Genomic DNA, 17,502 nt, shown 5'->3' with positions numbered 1-17,502 from the left:
TATATAAGAGTTGGAAAGTGAGTGAATTTGATATTTATTACATATACTTATTAGATTCACTCTTTTCATATATGTATAAAAAAAGCATATAAAAAATAGAACTACCGAAAGGTAATAAAAACTCATCCATATGAGTTAGCCGAATAGCTAAATCACTTTTGGACAATTTTCATTTTCAGAAAGTTAAATATTAGCAATTCATGGATAACTTGAGGTATGGCAAAGTAAAAAAGCCGCAAATATGCGGCCTAGTTTTGTTAAACTTTCACTCTGATAATCTCAATTGACCTGGTTTATAAGCTCTTTGCGACGTTTATCTTGAATAACAGACCAATGAGTGCCATTTATCGCTCCTTCTAGTGCCAAAAGCAGTTCAGTACTGACAGCGGACGAATAAGTTTGCTTGATGGCGTTAAATGCGTTTAAAGAGCCTAACTCAGATAGACGTTCTACGGAGTCAATTCCAGCCTTCTTCAGCATACGCTCATTGGTAATTCTAAGGTTTGGAAGGTTTTTGAGTCTAGTTGGCTTAGCTGCAGTTTGCTCGGCTTTCTCTTCTTTTGCAAAATCGAGAGAGTTACTGGCAAATTGCAAGATTTTTTTCTGATCTTGCCATAAGTATTCGGGTACAGCGAAATATTTAGTTATGACAGGGAGACTGCGTTTTTATAGACGTATGGCTGAAACCCTTGTCGCTCATACTGTTTTATTGTGTCTTTGTCTGCTCTTATGTGGAATTGGCCATTAACAACCATGGAAAACATAGTTTCATCAGCAAAAATACCGAATCCACTAAACATCGAGTGTGATTTTATTTTTCCGAGGGGCTCAAACAACTTCATTGAGTCTTTTAAGATCGGTTTATTCATGTGGTTTACCTATGTGCTTCTAAATTAGAATATAGAATTATCAATGCTGATAGGTTAGCAAAGTGTATTCTCTTCATGATTACTACTAAATGCCTAAGGTGACCTGCGCAGTCTAGAATGGGGAAAAATGCAAACGGAATCTCTGCCTGCAGTAATGCTCGGTGAACTAGGTGTTTAATGTGTTCAAGCAATTGCTTAAAAGCTAGCAACGATGAATAAATCACCAACAGCCGTGTATTAGGAATAAAACGGCTTATTCTAGATACCGCTTGGCACCAGAGAAGTGACTCATTCTCGCACAAAATTTTACTCCTCTTATCTCTCAGGCAGCCAAAATACATCCGCCTAAAATTTATTCACCCGGAGTTTCATAGTTTTAGGCCTTCAGTTTTTATAGTGTACTATGGTTGTACTCGTGGGGGGAGTAGAACGGTGGTTTGCACTATGGTTTAGCTCACTCGTATGAGTTGAGGTTGGTGCCTCCAGTTTAATCTCGCCGAGTCGATCTTCTCTACGCATTTGTTTAGCTTCAGTGTTGTAGCGCTCTAGGTCGTCAAAAAACTGAGCAACATGTTTAGGTAGCATGGTTATCCAGCTAGGTACTTTCATATTGTTGTCACCTGCTTTAAGATTCTAGGTCTATGATAATATAGATTTTGCTGTATTTTTTAGAGGTCGCTATATTAAAATTTGGCTCATAATCACTTCTTTTCACAATATTTTGTATCAGTCTAATAAATTTAATTGGTGTCTGAATCGCAGAATGTAGGTTCGGGATTATTTCGGTTACGATTGGTACTCAGTCATGTTTTACCAAGAATGCAGTTGAGAGTTTGAACTGTTATACCTTTAATTACCGCTGTTGTATGCGATTAATAAAAGTTGTTGCAAAGCAGACCGAGCATACGGCGAAGGCATTGGTAAGCTGTTTGAAATCGATGTGAGTGAATTTCAGTCGTAATCGATTAGCTTGATTCGTTAAATGGAAGGCCGTTGAGTCAATCACTCAATGGCTTTTTTAGATCATTGGTCTAAGTAAATTATTGGATCTTAGATAATTACCTAACGATAGTTTTTCCTATCGAAGTAATAAATTATGCCCATTATCTTTAGGTTTGGGTGGAATTATCCTACGGCTATTAGTTTATAAAGTAGTAGAGTTTGAGATGAGTAAAAGCGCATTCATCATTGAAGGTGGGGCAATGAGAGGCATCTTTGCAGTCTGAGTATTAGACGCCTTTATGCAAGACGATTTTCGTCCTTATGATTTTGCGATTGGTGTTTCTACGGGTTTGTCTAATTTAGTTGGTTACTTATCTCAGGCGCCAAAACGCAGCTACAGTGTGATTACCACGATGGCGACCGATAAAACTTTCTACAATCCAGCCCGTTTCGCTAAAGGTGGTAACTTGGTTGATGTGAAGTGGTTATGGAATGAATCAAACCAACGCTACTCACTGGATTGTGGAGAGCTATTTTCAAGCATTCCACTGATTGCTGCGGTGACTAACGTCGACACAGGCAGTGCAGATTACTATCGCATCAAGCCAGAAAATCTTTCGAACGTGGTTGAGGCAACAACGGCTTTACCTATCGCTTATTGTGAAACATCGTGTTTCTCTGGTGGTTGTTATACCGATGGTGGGTTCGCGGGCTCAATCCCAATTCGTGAAGCCTATCGCCGCGTTGCACGCGAGATTACCGTGATTCTTTCCCATCCACTGAGCTACCGAACGAAGCCGCAGAAGTATCAATCGATGCTTAAAAAGCTGTTAAAGAAATTCCCAAACATTGCAGAATCGATGGCGGTGCGTGCTGAAAACTATAACCAATCTTTGGAGTTCATTCTGACCTTAATCTGGCTTGTGGTCGTGTTGTCTTGTGTGGCGATTCTGTTGTTGCTGTACATGGTGAAGAATGGTGCAGCATCGAGTGTTGCTTCTGTGTTCTACCTTGTGCCTCCAATCACGGCGCTTCAAGCTTGGTTTGCCTCCGGTGAGTCGTTTGATTGGATAGGCATTGTTGGTTTTGTCTTAGCGGCGACGGCAGTCTACTTAGTCGTGAAAAAGCCCAATTTATCAATGTTTAAATCAAATTTTGTACAGGGTAAAGGGAAAATATACCTTAAAATAAGTGGAGGAATAAAACGCTTACACATTACAAACTCTGCTCGATAGTTATATTTAGCATCAATGCTATGCAGTCCACTACCCACTCTAGTTTAGATCGTGTGGTGTATATTTGGCCGCAATGGTACACCTTGGAACGTGAATCGTGCTATTTCTATTACGTTAATCAAGCGTCGACGCGCTCGGTGGTTAGAGGGCAGGCTGCAGAAGGTTGTTAGACATCAAGCAAACAGGCGCGAGCATAAAAGCATAAAGCCCCAAGTGCAGAACTTAGGGCTTTGTTTATTCATGGGGCGGAAAAACTTAGCGAATCATTAAATCTCTGCGACCAACTTATTTAGCAAGCGAAGCATCTCTTTTTGCTCTGCTGGCTCTAGCGGACTCATCAACTCTTTATTAACAGCCAATGGAATTGGCAGCAAGGTTTCTTTGAGGCTTCGTCCTTCCTCCGTAAGGTAGATATGGAAAGAGCGTCGGCACTTTGGGTGGGGATGGCGTTCGACTAAACCTAACTTTTCCAACTTATCTAATGTACGAGTTGTGGTTGAATCTTCTACCTTTGATTTCGCTGCGATATCGCGCTGCGTCACGCCTTCTTCCTCCCACAAACACATCATGGTCGGCCACAGTGCAATAGTAAGCCCATGTTTTTTGAACTCGGCATCAAGTCGTTTAGCTGCATCGTTTGCAACGACATTGATCATCCAACCAAAGTTGTCTTGTCTTTCAAACTGTTCGCTCATTTTTTACTCTTATGATAAAGCAACCATCACAATAGTAACCAAAGTTGTAGCAACAAGCACCCAGAAAGCATGGCTTTGTGGCGCGAGATAGACAATTTTTTGTTCCGTTAAGAGTGTGTGCTTGTTCATTTGGGCTTGTTTGCCCGTGATCATCGCTTTCACTAAGGGCTTACCTTTCAGCTTATAAAAAAAGATTGCACCAATATGTAAGGTGACCAATAAAGGCAAAAGATCGGCTAAGGTTAGGTGAAACCACTCAACCTTCGCAAAGACGTTATCGTTAAGCCAAATATCGGAATATGGCCACGTATCGAATAGACCACTGAGAGCCATTCCAGACATACACTGTAAAAGTAATGTCGTCAGTAATGCAGCCACCATCCAACCGCCAGCAGGATTATGCCCTACGGTCGCGGTCGACTTACCTCTCAAGTAAGAAATAACATCTTTTGGCCCGCGGAGAAACTGGCGAAACAAGCTGGTTTCGCTGCCGATCACTCCCCAAATTAATCGCCATAGTAACAAGGTAAATAGCATTAATCCCAATTGAGTGTGTGGTCCTATGCCAGACAATCCTGATGCCATCAAAGCCATAAAAAGTAATGCCTGGGCCCAGTGATAAAGTCGCGTTGCTAAATCCCAAATTTTCATAATTACTTTAATCCTTTCTTTGTATGATGATCTTTCTTGTGCAATTTACATAACAATAGTTGTGCACGCAACTATTGTTATGTAAATTAAGTGCGAAACACAGCAAAAACGAAAATCAAGGAGAAAAAAATGAGAAAGACATTGGTACTGATTGCACTTTTACCAACCATCTTTGTTCCTAGAATACTGCTTGCACAAGATTTCAGCGTTCAAATCGAAACACGTCAGAGCGCATTTGATCAAATTGAGTCCCTGTCGAAAAAAGCAGGTAAAGAATTGAAAGGTAGTAATATCGACTGGAAGAGCCTAGAGCAGATTGGGATTGAACTCACTCGTCAGAGCGCACAATTGCAACATGCCTTTCCGCAAGGAAGTCAAGCCGATACCAGAGCAAAGAAAGAAGTGTGGGATAAACCTGATAACTTTAACCGTTTGATGCTGCAAATGGATGAAGGGTTTATGGATTTATATCATGCCGCACAGAGACAAGAATCCTCATTAGCTGAAGAAGGACTTAAACAGTCTCTGAATGCTTGCCGTAACTGTCATCGTACGTACCGCAGTCGCTGGTAAACTGACGATCCAGACTTGGAATCTGTCTTGAAGTAAAACTAAAATGAATAAGTGAAAGGTAACTTCATGAAAAAAATCATTCTATTAAGCATACTTACATTGGCTTCTTTCTCTAACTTTGCTGCTGATTACAGTGTGGAGCTGGCTTGGAACACCAAGAAGTCAGTGCCGCTCCTAAAAACAATGCCAAAACCGAAGACCGTGTTTAGTCAATTGATTGAGCAAGGTGATGTTAAGGGTGTGTTCGTTACACAAAGTCCTATTGATGGTGAACCCGCAAAGATTCTGCATTTAGTGCTATCTGCAAAAAATAAAGCTGCAGTTGAGGCCAAGCTACAAGACTTCCCTTTTTTTCAGGAAGATTACGTTAAAATCGTTAGCATCAAATCATTAGGGGCTAAATGGCTAGATAGCAATCCTGAAATTGAGAGCTATAGTGCGACTTTGAGCTGGAGAGAAGGTGTTGAAACGTTCGAAATGAACCGTGTTTTGGGTATCGATTTACAGCGAGTGATTAGCTTGAATAACTCTGGTTCTGTTACATCATCTTATATCAATACCCAGCTATTAGAGGATGGTACTGAGCGTCCGATTTACTCTATCGATGTATTGGCGAAAGGTGCTCAGCAGGCGCAGAGCCTGATGCACTCTTTCGAGGCGGTAAGACTTGGGTATGCAACTTTTGAAATTGAATACTTGGGTAAGAAGCTGGATATGAAAAGCTAATTAAGATTTTACAGACCAGATACAGCATGGTTTGTGCTGGATACTAAACACATATCGGCTACTGGGTAGTGAGTGCCCATATCCACGCTCTCTACCCTGAAACCTAAGCGTTAATAGTAAGCAAGGTGATGACCAAACATGCCAGCAACTCATACCAATTTCTAAAAAATTGGCCTCTAAACGTTCAATTATAATAAATCTAGTTAATGCTAGGATATTGATCCGTAGCTGCGATTGAGATGTGCATTTTTCAGCCCGTACTTCTTAAAGCGATAACACTGCTAATGCTTCGACTATCACTACTACCCAATGATAGTTTCCTCCTATCGAAGTAATAAATTATGCCCATTATCTTTATGATTTGGGTGGGATTATCCTACGGCTATTAGTTCATAAAGTAGTAGGGTTTGAGATGAGTAAAAGCGCATTAATCGTTGAGGGTGGGGCAATGAGAGGCATCTTTGCAGCCGGAGTATTAGACGCCTTTATGCAAGACGATTTTCGTCCTTATGATTTTGCGATTGGTGTTTCTGCGGGTGTGTCTAATTTGGTTGGTTACTTATCTCAGGCGCCAAAACGCAGCTACAGTGTGATTACCACAATGGCGACCGATAAAAATTTCTTTAACCCAGCCCGCTTCGCTAAAGGTGGTAACTTGGTTGATGTGAAGTGGTTATGGAATGAATCAAACCAACGTTACCCACTGGATTGTGGCGAGCTATTTTCAAGCATTCCACTGATTGCTGCGGTAACTAACGTCGACACAGGCAGTGCAGATTACTATCACATCAAGCCAGAAAATCTTTCGAACGTGGTTGAGGCAACAACGGCTTTACCTATCGCTTATCGTGAAACACCTTGTTTCTCTGGTGGTTGTTATACCGATGGTGGGGTCGCGGACTCAATCCCAGTTCGTGAAGCTTATCGCCGCGGTGCACGCGAGATTACCGTGATTCTTTCCCATCCACTGAGCTACCGAATGAAGCCTCAGAAGTATCAATGGATGTTGAAAAAGCTGTTAAAAAAATTCCCAAACATTGCAGAATCAATGGCGGTACGTGCTGAAAACTATAACCAATCTTTGGAGTTCATTCGTAATCCGCCAAAAGATGCGACCATTAAGGTGATAGCGCCACCTGAGGCGTTCTCGGTTAAGCGACTCACTATGAATATAGCGGTATTGGATGCAGGTTATGAGATTGGCCTGAAAGCTGGAGAAGAACACTTGGCGATTCGCAAAGGGACCTATGGTTTAGATATCGAGGACTGCCACTTCTGCATCTAGTTCTGTTTACGATACAGGTATAAATCAAAAAGCCACGCTATTCTTAAGAACCTGCGTGGCTTTGTATTTGTAGAGCTAGTTTGTTTTTAACTCAGTCCGTTATTGAACAAGTTCGTTGCCGCTGGTGTTGCCTGCAAAGAAAGCGTCAACGCTGGTTAGGGTTGTGTTCGCGATATTGAACAGAGCATCTTTGGTTAAGAAAGCTTGGTGACCTGTGAACAGCACGTTGTGACAAGCAGATAGACGGCGGAACACATCATCGACAATCACGTCATTTGATTTGTCTTGGAAGAACAGCTCTTTTTCGTTGTCATACACATCAAGGCCAAGCGCGCCAATCTTACTCTGTTTAAGCGCTTCGATAGCCGCTGTCGAATCCAATAATTCACCACGGCTGGTGTTGACGATCATCACACCATCTTTCATCTTCTCAAATGCAGTCGCGTCTAATAGATGGTAGTTCTCTTTACTCATCGGGCAGTGCAGAGAAATCACATCAGACTCTTTGTAAAGCTCGTCTAGCTCTACATATTTAGCGCCTAGCTCAACGGCTAATGGGTTTGGGTAAGGGTCGTAACATAGGATGTTCATGCCCAAGCCTTTCAGAATACGCATGGTCGCTAGGCCAATTTTACCTGAACCAATCACACCAACAGTTTTGCCGTAGAAGTTAAAGCCAACCAAGCCTTCTAGAGAGAAGTTTGCATCACGAGTGCGTTGGTATGCTTTGTGAAGTTTACGGTTCAAACACATCATCATGCCGACAGTGTGCTCTGCTACCGACTCTGGTGAATAAGCAGGAACGCGCACTACTTGTAAACCAAGATCTTTGGCTGCGTCTAGGTCGACCTTGTCAAAGCCAGCACAGCGCATCGCAATCAGCTTTGTGCCGCCTTGGGCAAGAATCTCTAGCACTTCTCGCGATAGGTCATCGTTTACAAATGCACAAACCACTTCGTTGTCGTGCGCCATTTTGGCTGTGGTTGTGGTGAGGCGAAAATCATGGAAATGAAACTCAGCATTGAGTTCGCCTTTCGCAAGGTTGAATGATTTTTCGTCGTATGATTTTGAGCTAAAAAAAGCAATGTTGAGCATGGCTTCCTCTCTTACCTAAAGATGAATACCCCAATTATGTTTATTTGATAGGGGTAAAAACTAACAACTCGGTTTAGTGTGCTGGAGTTTTTTTGTCTTGTCTATCACCATTAGTCATTGTAAGTATTATGGTTATTTGGTCTCTTGTTGTTATTTACTGAACGTCAAAAATCACATTACGATGTAGCTTGCTAATTAGTTCATCAATGCAAAGTCGATCTTACTTTCGAGTATTGAATATTTTCTTGGTCTCTTTTTCTGACCAGAAGTTAATGTTGAATTGCGCGTCGTCACTCAGCTCTACTCGGTGCCAATATTGAGGTGGAGTTGTGGTAAATTGTCCAGCTTCAATAGTGATAACGGTTTCTGGTTCTGTCGCTTCTGCATCGGCAAAGCCATAGAAAGTGATGGTGCCTTCCATTACGCAGATCTGACCAAACACGCCTTCAGCCGTATTGTGATGATTGAGCAATGCGGCTGGGATGTTGTCCTTAGTGAAAAACGGTGTTGAACGTTGAATTTTCCATTGAGAAGGAATACGTAAATGACTCATATAAAACCTCTTATTTAACTTTAACTGTGCATTGAAATAAATACTTCGGTGTTTTAGGTGGCCTATCTTTACCAGTAATTTTCACTGCTGAATTGACCTGGCTTTCGGCGTAAATGCTTTTCGAAACCTAAACTTGTTAGCGCGTCACTTGTGTCACGAACCATTTGCGGATTGCCGCAAAGGTAGAAGAAACTGCGGGTTTGATTGAAAGTGACAGACGCGGCTTGCTCGAGGTCGCCTCCAAGTAACAAGCTTGGGATTCGTCCGCGCAAAGTTCCGGTAACTGATTCTCTAGAAATAATTGGCACATATTTAAGTCTCCCTTGAAAGTGATCAACGAGTTGAGTGATACGATCTCGATAAGTCAGGTCTTGCTCTGTTCTAACGGCATGCACCAGAACTAGGTTTTTGAATGAAGAGGCTTTGTCTGAAGCCAACTCATTCTGCTGTATCTGAATGCTCTCAAGCATTGAGATAAACGGACCTACCGCGGTTCCGGTTGAAAGCATCCATAGCTCGTCGGCGATCTCTGGGATCTCATCTAATGTCATAAAACCACTTGGATCTTTGCCGACAAAGATGTCATCGCCAGCTTGCAATTTGTGAAGCTGAGGCGAGAGCTGACCGTTCTGATCCTTAATAATCAAAAACTCTAGATGTTGATGGCCTTGCTCATGCTCTGGTGCATTCACCATGGAATAAGCGCGTCTCACTAACTCACCTTCGCTATTGAGTAAACCAAGCTTAGTGAACTGACCAGCCTGATAAGAAGAGACAGGCGCACTGATTTGGAGTGAGAACAGTTGATCTGTCCATTCTGTCTTGTTTAGAACTTTACCTGTGACTAAACCATGAGGAATATCTGTCATATCATCACCTTTAAGAAGAGAAGTTATCTTATTAAGGATACTCAACTATTTAGACTTTAGAGTTGCATGTACTATGCCAATAGTGAGAATGCTTATCAATACTGGCTTTGAGGGGGATTGTTGGATCGAATGCTGTCAAAAAGACAATGCTAAGGTCGTGTCTAAATGACTCTTTAGTGTGTTTTGTTTTCTTTTTAATAGGCTTTAGCAAGTTGAATATCGTAGAAATAGGTTGAGTGGTTTGACCCCTAGGATATTCAACCAATTACTGAAGAGAATAATTTATAGATGCGTATAATGGCGGCTTTCGTTCTCAATATAACTGTGTTTTATGCTTGATAATATTCGTATGGCCTTGAACGTATTGTTCGTGACCATTAATACTGCATTCACCGCATTGGCTGTGAGTCTGTTTGCCCTAATCAAACTTATTTTGCCAATATCTGTCGTTCAAAAATTATGCACTCGCTTAGCTAACTTCACATTCTGGTGTTGGGCTTCTCTTAATTTGTGGATGTTGAACGCCAACAATGACATCGAATGGCAAGTGGAAGGGGGGGAAGATATTTCGACCAAGCAGTGGTATTTGATGATGTCTAACCACCTAAGCTGGGCGGATATTGTGATTTTGTCTTCGATCTTAAAAGACGAAATGCCGATGACGAAGTACTTCTTGAAACACGAATTGCTGTATGTACCATTCGTTGGCTTGGCATGCTGGGGCTTAGATATGCCATTCATGAGGCGCCACTCTCGTGAGTTCCTCTTACGTAACCCAGAACGCCGTAATGATGATTTCAATGCAATCAATAAAGCGTGTACTAAGTTCAAATTAGCACCAACAACACTAGTTAACTTTGTTGAAGGGACTCGCGCAAATCATGAGAAACTTGCGTCAGCGAAAACCCCTTACCGTCACCTACTGAAGCCAAAAACAGGTGGTGTGGCGTTTGCTTTATCTGCAATGGGGCCAATTTTGGATGGCATCGTGGATGTGACTTTAGCTTATCCTGAAAACCAAACCTCTCCGTTTGAAGATATGCTGAAAGGCAAAATGACTAAGGTCGTTGTGCGTATTAAATTGCATCCAATGGATGAGAACGTGAATGGTAACTACTTTGAAGATAAGGCATTTAAACGTCGCTTCCATAGCTGGTTAAACAACACTTGGAAAGAGAAAGACGCCTATCTTGATTTGGTCTATGGGGTTGATCAGCCCTCTAAGGTTGAGACAGTTGATGAGGCTGATAAGCTTTATAAGTAACAAGCGCAGTAAGCTCAAACTGAACAAATAGTATTAAAAAAGCCGATAGCTCATTGAACTATCGGCTTTTTTATTGATTCGGCTTTCTTAATCTTCAACAGTAAAGTTAGTACTTACTATGGTTTAACTGCTTGGTAGGCATCAATAACATGCTTCACTTGGCTAGGTTTACCTTGTTTCTCCTGCCCTTGATGGATACGTAAGTAGTGCTGCAGTGTTTTGGCTTTGTACTGTTGAGATACCTTAATTTGTTCATCGCTGATTGGAGCCCATATCTTATCACCGACGTTTGAAATCTCGCTTACTGTCGAAGTGTCTGGTCTTTCACCTCGGTTATTGCTGACCAATAAAATTTCGTAGTAGCGGCGATTCTCCTCAATCAACACCTCATCAATCAGGCCGAACTTGAGCGATTTTAAGTGGCTTCTTAGCTCAAATTGCTGATGAACAGGGCAGAGCAAGAAGTCGATCGTTTTGTCTGGATGTTGACGGTGAATATCGTCTACAAGCTTTTGCGTTAGATCGCCACCGACCCCTGCAATGATGACCAGATGCTTGCCTGTGTGTTTTTCCAATGGTATTGCAGAGACATCCATGCAGTAGGCTTGCCATTGGCTAGTGACTTTTTGTTGTGCCATCTCGCTTTGTGGAAAGTAACGCACCAGTTTGCTTTCTAGCTCGCTCATTAGGGACGGAACAATATCGACAAAGTGAATGTGAGGGGCTTTGTTGTCCGCCAACAATTGAACGCCCAAGAAGCCATGATCACAGCAACAGTCCCAAATGTGTTGGTAGTCATTACTGACAAGGGAGTGGAGAGTTTGCAGTCGGTTACTTAGCTTCATAAGGTCCGTATCGTTGGATAGGTGAGGTGGTCGTGTTGAATGCGCATTGTAATGACTTTCTATAAAAACAAAAGCACCGAGAGTGTGAACCCTAGGTGCTTTGTTTTCATCGGTATCCGAGTAAGGGATTTGTTTTGGCAACTTACGAGGCCTTTGCAACTGCCCTGATGTGGCCTTTAACTCGGTTTTTTCCAAGTTGTTGAGCGATAAGCTTTGCTTGCTCAGCAAGTGCTAGGGCTGTATCTGGCTCTCCCTCTATTTGAGAAAAACCGACACTTACGCCTAAAGAGAGGCTGATGTCTGGCGTCACAATCGCTTTCTCTGCTACGCCGATTCGGCACTCGTCTAGTTGGAGTTTGGCGTCGTTAGCGTCGTTTGCTTGGAATAAAACCGCGAACTCTTTACCTCCAATACGAGCAAGGCATAGCTCTTTAGGCTTCGGAAAGTATGAGCGCAGTGCTTCTGCTGTCAGCTTGTTCATATTGTCACCGAAGGTTTCACCATAAGCTCGGTTTAAGTGATCAAAATTATCTATATCGAGTAGAGCTATATAGGTTTCTGGTTGGTTGGCGTAGTTTTCCAATGCAAGATTGAAGCGACTCTAATTGTCTAGTTGCGTCATCAGGTCTTTACTACTCAACTGGTGCTGAAGCAGTCAGTTAGACAGTGAGACTTCGGTGTAATCTCAGATCATGCGCAGAATACTCTGACTGATATGCAAGCGCGCATTCACATACAACACAGCAATCAATTGCTGACATGAGTACAAAGGAATGCAGTAGTGACGTTGGTCTATTTTTAGTTTGCGTGCGAGAAGAGTCGGCGTCCTTACCATTTCGATAAGCCATAGCATTTGCGACAAAACGTTCTGAGAGCGCTTTGTCACAATGCACAGTTGATTTATTCCTATGATATCCAAAGACGTGATAGGTTCATTTTTATAGTACGACCATACTAAAAAGTTTGAGTAATCACATAGATGTAAATGATTTTATATAAAAGAATGAGTTTTGTGATATTCAGCTAACAAAAAAGCCAGCTGGAAATATTGCTGGCTTTTATGGTTTTTGCTTTTTTATTGAGCGGGGTTAACTTTCACTTAACTCAGTTTTGTTTGGTGAGTAGTGCAAAATCGCCATCGATATAGGTGAGAGCAACATTTCCCCTTCAGCGTGACCTGGTTTTATATTTCTTAGGTTGGTATCACATATCGTTACCCAGTTTTGTTCACGATCATTGGGTAAGCTGAAACGTGCTGGGGCATTGGTTTGGTTGATGAGATAAATCAGTTCGTCGCCATCTTTACCTATACCAAGGTGCAGTGCCACAGAGCTTAAGCGATTCCAATCATCATGCTCCATCAGCGTTCCATCAACACGGCTCCAGAATATACGGTTAGAGTTGCGTTTTTCGCCACTGAACGCTTTGATAAAAGGCACCATGTAATGCTGTCGTGCGGCGATCATCTCAGATAACCAAGTTTTGAAGTAGGTCTTGCGCTCGGAATCTTCCCAGTTCAGCCAACTCGTCTCGCTATCTTGGCAGTAAGCGTTGTTGTTGCCTTTTTGAGTATGGGATAACACGTCTGCCGTCAGAATGTGTGGGATACCGAAAGCAAACAGCAGGCTCGCCATGAAGTTGCGTTTCTGCTTTTCACGAGTCGCGATAACCAACAGGTTTTCGGTTTCACCCTCTACACCGTAGTTTTCAGAGCGGTTGTCACCATGTCCATCACGGTTACTTTCTCCATTTTCTTCATTGTGCTTGTGCTTGTACGAGACAAGGTCTTGCATGGTGAAGCCATCATGGTAAGTGATGTAGTTGACGGTGAGTTTGTAAGGCCAGTGCGCGGCACTGTAGATATCACGAGAGCCCATTAGGCGCGTTGCAAACTCTTTAAGGTAGCCTTGATCGCCGCGCCAGAAGCTACGTGTAATGTCTCTCAGTTTGTCGTTACATTCGTTCCAACCAAACGGAAAGTTACCTACTTGGTAGCCATTAGGGCCGATATCCCATGGTTCTGCGATTAATTTGGTCTCTTTAAGCACTGGGTCTTGAGCCACGGCTTTGAAGAAAGCGGCCTCAGGGTTGTAGTTGTCTCCTTCGCGTCCCAATGTGGCTGCCAAGTCAAAACGGAAGCCATCGACTTGGAATTCGCTTACCCAATAACGAAGCGTGTCCATCACTAGGTTAAGTGCTGGCTGGTGGGTGAGGTCGACTGTATTCCCACAACCGGTGAAGTTTGCGTAATGACAGCCGTGCTTAATATACGTACGGCTATCTAATGCTTTTAGGTTGAAGGTTGTTCCGCCTTCGCCGCCTTCTGCTGTGTGGTTGTACACCACATCTAAGATCACCTCGATACCATTGCGGTGCAGCTCACGAATAGCTGTCTTGAGCTCTGTGACGGCGTCTTTTTCTGCATAGCGAGGGTCAGGCACCATGAACAAATAAGGGTTGTAGCCCCAATAGTTCACTTTATCCATATCAAGCAGGTGCGGTTCGTGCATGCAGGCCGCAATGGGTAAAAGCTGTAGAGAGTTGATGTTTTGTTGCTTATAGAATGCAAGCATCTCTGGGCTCACTAACCCCAGATAACGGCCTTTGGTATTACTGGCTACTTCAGGGTGAAGTTGAGATAAGCCTTTAACATGCGTTTCAAATAGAACGGTCTCTTCACGGCTAATTCGTGGTTTTTCGACGTCTTGCCAATCGAAGGCATCATCAACAACGACACACTTTGCCATCGTAAAGCTTTTCTCATTACTATAAGGCGTGGTGTAGTGTAGCGGCTCGCTTATTGCTTTCGCATAAGGGTCAGAAAGTAATATTGGACCATTATCTGTTTCTGCAATAAAACCGTATTTTTGCCCCGCCTTAATACCTTCGATAAATACATATCGAATATCAGCGTATTCATTGTCCAATTTATAAGCTGTGAATTCATCGTTCTCATCAAAAAGAGCGAGTGAGAGAGATTTACAGTCCGGAGAATAAATAGAGAAGTTGCAGCCAGTGTTACCTAGCGTTGCGCCTAGCGGATAAGGGCGAGCGAGCGTTCTAGTCATTGCTTGATTTCTTGTTCGTTTATCAACATCAGTGAACTATTAGTAAAAGGCTTTGTCACAGTAAGGTCAAGCATCTTCACAGATTAATTACGGTTAAAAAAATAATTGATCGATGAAGTTCAAATTATATATTTGAAGTAGATCGCACTTATGCTGAATAATTAGATCTTCGTGCTGTCTACTCCTCCTAGATTAAGTGATCCACCTCTTTAAAACACCATTCTGTATATTTTCTACTCCCCTCTACTCCCCCTTAATTTAGTTGGGGGTGGAGGAAGTCAAACTTGTCATCCCCTCTTAATATTGACCCCGTTGAAACGAATCAGGGGAAACCCTGAACCTCTCTATCTTACGACTACCATAACTGCCTTTGGTTGCCGCAAGAGAGCAAAATATAAAAACCTAAAATAAATCGTCCTTAATGGAGTTAAGAATGAAAAAAGTAAGTTTGATTGCCGCTGCAGTGGCTTCGACATTGATGGCTGGTTCAGCTTTTGCTGCCGAAGTTGATTTTCATGGATATATGCGCGCAGGCTTCGGCATGAATGCTGATGGTGGTTCGCAATATTGTTATGGTAATGGTGGCCCTACTACATTTGGGCATGCAGTTGGTCGTTTAGGCGATGAGTGTGATAACTATGCAGAACTTTCTCTTGGCGTAAACAAGATTTGGGAGAGTTCAGACGGCGATGCATTCAATATTCATACTCTAATGGCATTTGGCACGTATGAGAATGCTGGCTTAGATGGGCGTGGTAATTCGTTCCAAAGTATCGGTACAGATCCTGATGACCCATGGTCTGGTGAGAGAGCTTCTTTCCGTGAAGCTTGGGCTGACTACACTATGGCAAACGGCATGAGCATTTGGGCTGGTGAACGTTATTACGGACGTAAAGATGTTCATATTATGGATATGTACTACGTAAATAACTCTGGTGCTGGTGCCGGTGTTGAAAACATTGATTTGGGTTTTGCGAAGCTTCATGCTGCAGTTGTTCAGCATAAATGGAAGGCTCCATTACTAACTGCAGATGATCCATCGACACCTGAAGATGAAAGACAGCCACTTGAGGGTACACAAGTTTACTCAACAGCTAATTCAATCGACCTTCGCTTGACAGGTATTGAAACAAATGACAAGGGTAGTATGGAGTTCATTTTAATGGCTGCAGACCCTTCTCATACAGATGTACAAAGTGATGCAATTGACGGCGGTATTGGTAATTCAGGTGATTATGGTCTAGATAAAGCAGGCTTTTTCCTTACAGCTGAACACACTCAAGGCCATAGCATGGGCTTTAACAAAGCTGTCATTCAGTATGCAACTGAAGGTTATGCTTGGGCTGGTTTCGTAGGTAATCATGCAGGTGATTCATACAACATGGAGTTAGGGCAGGAAGGACGAGAGTCTTTACGTCTAATCGATTGGGGTGTAATCGAAGCTGAAAAATGGAATTTTGGTTACTCGTTCGTTTATGCTCAGTTGTTGGATGACGGCAATGGCAACAGCGATGGCAAAGCTATGAGTGTTGTTGTTCGTCCTGGCTACAAATGGTCTGAAACAATGAGCACTATTCTAGAGCTTGGCTACCACCAAGATGAATACCCTTGGGCTGATAAAGAAGACTTAACGAAAGTTACAATTGCTCAACAATGGCAAGCAGGTTCAAATTTCTGGGCTCGACCTGCAATTCGAGTTTTTGCATCTAGTTACAGTGGTGATAAAGCCATTGATAACAATGACTTAATGTTCGGTGCGCAAGTTGAAGCTTGGTGGTAATCTAGAATTTAGTCATGAATAAAAAACAGTAGCTAGCTTACAAGCTGGCTGCTGTATTACAAGGGATAAGTGAATGAAAAAAATAGTATCGATTCTAATTGGGGCGACCGTTTTATTTGGTTGTGCGAGCCACCAAGATTTTTCTTTTTCGAGCTCGGGCCAAGCAAGTATCTCTACGGTGGAGCAAATTAGTTGGAATCAAGTTGGCGTCCCATCAAGCTTTTCTATTCACTTTTCTGAAGATTCTCAGATTTTAAATAGCATAGACATAATGGGACCAGTGGCTGGTTTTTCTTTTGATGTTTCTGAGCCTCAGGTCATAATAGAACTGTCGGGTATGGTTAAACGCTTAGAGGTATTTTCTCCAAATTTAGCCATTTATGATCAAAATTTTAAATTATTGCGAAATTACGACTCATCCTTTTTTGATTATGATAAAAATGACTTTATAAAGGGTGATGTTCTATTTGGTGAAGTTGAATTGAATCTACCGATGAGTACCACTCGTATTTATGGTGTTATTTACACTACTAAACAAGATTTAACACAAACTACCCAACTATTGCATCCAGCCAAAGCAATGGCTATTGCCAAGCGAAATGTTGTTCCTGCTATTGATGATCCTAAAGCGAAGCATGTTGATATTGGTGAAGTTAGAGTTGCAATAAAACGTGAGGGTTTCTTTAGTGGGTTAACTAAACCTTCAAAATCTGCATCAGCTCCTGAAATTCCTGTTATTGAAAGCAAGAAGCTAACAATAGAAAAAATTCAGCCAGAGACACAAACTTACTACCATAATGCGATTAAAGCCGCTGTCGAAGCAGACAATATTCCAAAAGCTTTGGGCCTATTAGATGAAGCGAAAGCACTAGGCATTGAAGGTGTACAAGAAGTCTTTGTGAAAGCAGTCAATAAAAAGTAACTGATACAGTAACAAAGTCTGGTTTAAGAGAAGGGACCCCAATAGGGTCCTTTTTTATTGCCAGCACAAATGCAATAGTCACATTGGTTAAAATCAATTAGCTCGAAACAAGCGAGTTTATGAATACTGT

At 42.2% G+C, this 17,502-nt stretch carries 14 protein-coding genes and 4 pseudogenes; 8 read left to right on the top strand and 10 right to left on the bottom strand.

Features of this window, described 5'->3' with window-relative positions:
* Positions 1-279: 279 nt before the first annotated feature.
* Together A3712_RS24970 and A3712_RS24965 are read right to left on the bottom strand one after the other, a co-directional pair.
* A pseudogene (locus A3712_RS24970) lies at positions 280-869 on the bottom strand (TfoX/Sxy family DNA transformation protein).
* A gap of 384 nt (positions 870-1,253) precedes the next feature.
* Entirely contained in the window at positions 1,254-1,478 is a 225-nt protein-coding gene (locus A3712_RS24965) for a hypothetical protein (RefSeq protein ID WP_063525397.1), read from the bottom strand.
* Positions 1,479-2,035: 557 nt separating this feature from the next.
* Here A3712_RS24965 and A3712_RS28770 point away from each other — a divergent pair.
* Positions 2,036-2,716 (top strand): annotated as a pseudogene (locus tag A3712_RS28770) (patatin-like phospholipase family protein); the annotation flags it as partial.
* Positions 2,708-3,046: pseudogene (locus A3712_RS28765) on the top strand (EamA family transporter); the annotation flags it as partial. The pseudogenes A3712_RS28770 and A3712_RS28765, both read left to right, overlap by 9 nt.
* Before the next feature lie 266 nt (positions 3,047-3,312).
* On the opposite strand, the gene A3712_RS24955 reads toward A3712_RS28765, so the two are convergent.
* Together A3712_RS24955 and A3712_RS24950 are read right to left on the bottom strand one after the other, a co-directional pair.
* On the bottom strand, positions 3,313-3,741 hold the full coding sequence (locus tag A3712_RS24955) for a MarR family winged helix-turn-helix transcriptional regulator (RefSeq protein ID WP_005534836.1): 429 nt from the start codon (positions 3,739-3,741) through the stop codon (positions 3,313-3,315).
* A gap of 9 nt (positions 3,742-3,750) precedes the next feature.
* Entirely contained in the window at positions 3,751-4,392 is a 642-nt protein-coding gene (locus A3712_RS24950) for a cytochrome b/b6 domain-containing protein (RefSeq protein WP_063525396.1), read from the bottom strand.
* Between the two features lie 129 nt (positions 4,393-4,521).
* On the opposite strand from A3712_RS24950, the gene A3712_RS24945 reads away from it, so the two are divergent.
* The 3 genes from A3712_RS24945 (at position 4,522) to A3712_RS24935 (ending at position 6,976) form a co-directional block, all read left to right on the top strand.
* Entirely contained in the window at positions 4,522-4,965 is a 444-nt protein-coding gene (locus A3712_RS24945) for a cytochrome c (RefSeq protein WP_063525395.1), read from the top strand.
* A gap of 66 nt (positions 4,966-5,031) precedes the next feature.
* Positions 5,032-5,691: a hypothetical protein gene (locus A3712_RS24940; RefSeq protein ID WP_063525394.1), complete on the top strand. Its 660-nt coding sequence runs from the start codon at positions 5,032-5,034 to the stop codon at positions 5,689-5,691.
* Between the two features lie 412 nt (positions 5,692-6,103).
* Positions 6,104-6,976 (top strand): patatin-like phospholipase family protein, encoded by an 873-nt coding sequence (locus A3712_RS24935; RefSeq protein WP_063525393.1) that lies wholly within the window; start codon positions 6,104-6,106, stop codon positions 6,974-6,976.
* Positions 6,977-7,075: 99 nt separating this feature from the next.
* Here A3712_RS24935 and A3712_RS24930 read toward each other — a convergent pair whose 3' ends face one another.
* The 3 genes from A3712_RS24930 to A3712_RS24920 all read right to left on the bottom strand — a co-directional run bounded on the left by A3712_RS24930 (position 7,076) and on the right by A3712_RS24920 (position 9,493).
* Positions 7,076-8,071: a 2-hydroxyacid dehydrogenase gene (locus tag A3712_RS24930; RefSeq protein WP_063525392.1), complete on the bottom strand. Its 996-nt coding sequence runs from the start codon at positions 8,069-8,071 to the stop codon at positions 7,076-7,078.
* A gap of 220 nt (positions 8,072-8,291) precedes the next feature.
* Positions 8,292-8,624: a DUF1971 domain-containing protein gene (locus tag A3712_RS24925; protein WP_063525391.1), complete on the bottom strand. Its 333-nt coding sequence runs from the start codon at positions 8,622-8,624 to the stop codon at positions 8,292-8,294.
* A 68-nt stretch (positions 8,625-8,692) separates the two neighbouring features.
* Complete coding sequence (locus tag A3712_RS24920; protein ID WP_063525390.1) at positions 8,693-9,493, bottom strand: ferredoxin--NADP reductase; 801 nt, start codon at positions 9,491-9,493, stop codon at positions 8,693-8,695.
* A gap of 331 nt (positions 9,494-9,824) precedes the next feature.
* On the opposite strand from A3712_RS24920, the gene A3712_RS24915 reads away from it, so the two are divergent.
* The gene (locus A3712_RS24915) at positions 9,825-10,757 is read left to right on the top strand and encodes an acyltransferase (protein WP_063525389.1); all 933 of its coding nucleotides are present in this window, start codon (positions 9,825-9,827) and stop codon (positions 10,755-10,757) included.
* Between the two features lie 116 nt (positions 10,758-10,873).
* Here the strand turns inward: A3712_RS24915 and A3712_RS24910 are convergent, their stop codons facing one another.
* From A3712_RS24910 to glgX, 3 genes and pseudogenes are all read right to left on the bottom strand, one after another.
* Positions 10,874-11,602: a tRNA (adenine(22)-N(1))-methyltransferase gene (locus tag A3712_RS24910; RefSeq protein WP_063525402.1), complete on the bottom strand. Its 729-nt coding sequence runs from the start codon at positions 11,600-11,602 to the stop codon at positions 10,874-10,876.
* Between the two features lie 142 nt (positions 11,603-11,744).
* A pseudogene (locus A3712_RS24905) lies at positions 11,745-12,516 on the bottom strand (GGDEF domain-containing protein); the annotation flags it as partial.
* A 174-nt stretch (positions 12,517-12,690) separates the two neighbouring features.
* On the bottom strand, positions 12,691-14,670 hold the full coding sequence (gene glgX, locus A3712_RS24900) for a glycogen debranching protein GlgX (RefSeq protein WP_063525388.1): 1,980 nt from the start codon (positions 14,668-14,670) through the stop codon (positions 12,691-12,693).
* Between the two features lie 433 nt (positions 14,671-15,103).
* Between glgX and A3712_RS24895 the strand changes: the two genes are divergently transcribed.
* Both A3712_RS24895 and A3712_RS24890 read left to right on the top strand, forming a co-directional pair.
* On the top strand, positions 15,104-16,450 hold the full coding sequence (locus A3712_RS24895) for a carbohydrate porin (RefSeq protein WP_004740415.1): 1,347 nt from the start codon (positions 15,104-15,106) through the stop codon (positions 16,448-16,450).
* 73 nt (positions 16,451-16,523) lie between these two features.
* On the top strand, positions 16,524-17,372 hold the full coding sequence (locus A3712_RS24890; RefSeq protein WP_063525387.1) for a MalM family protein: 849 nt from the start codon (positions 16,524-16,526) through the stop codon (positions 17,370-17,372).
* Positions 17,373-17,502: the final 130 nt, after the last annotated feature.

The organism is Vibrio sp. HI00D65, assembly GCF_001635455.1.
Taxonomy (GTDB): domain Bacteria; phylum Pseudomonadota; class Gammaproteobacteria; order Enterobacterales; family Vibrionaceae; genus Vibrio.
This window is presented reverse-complemented; position numbering and strand designations above follow the sequence as displayed.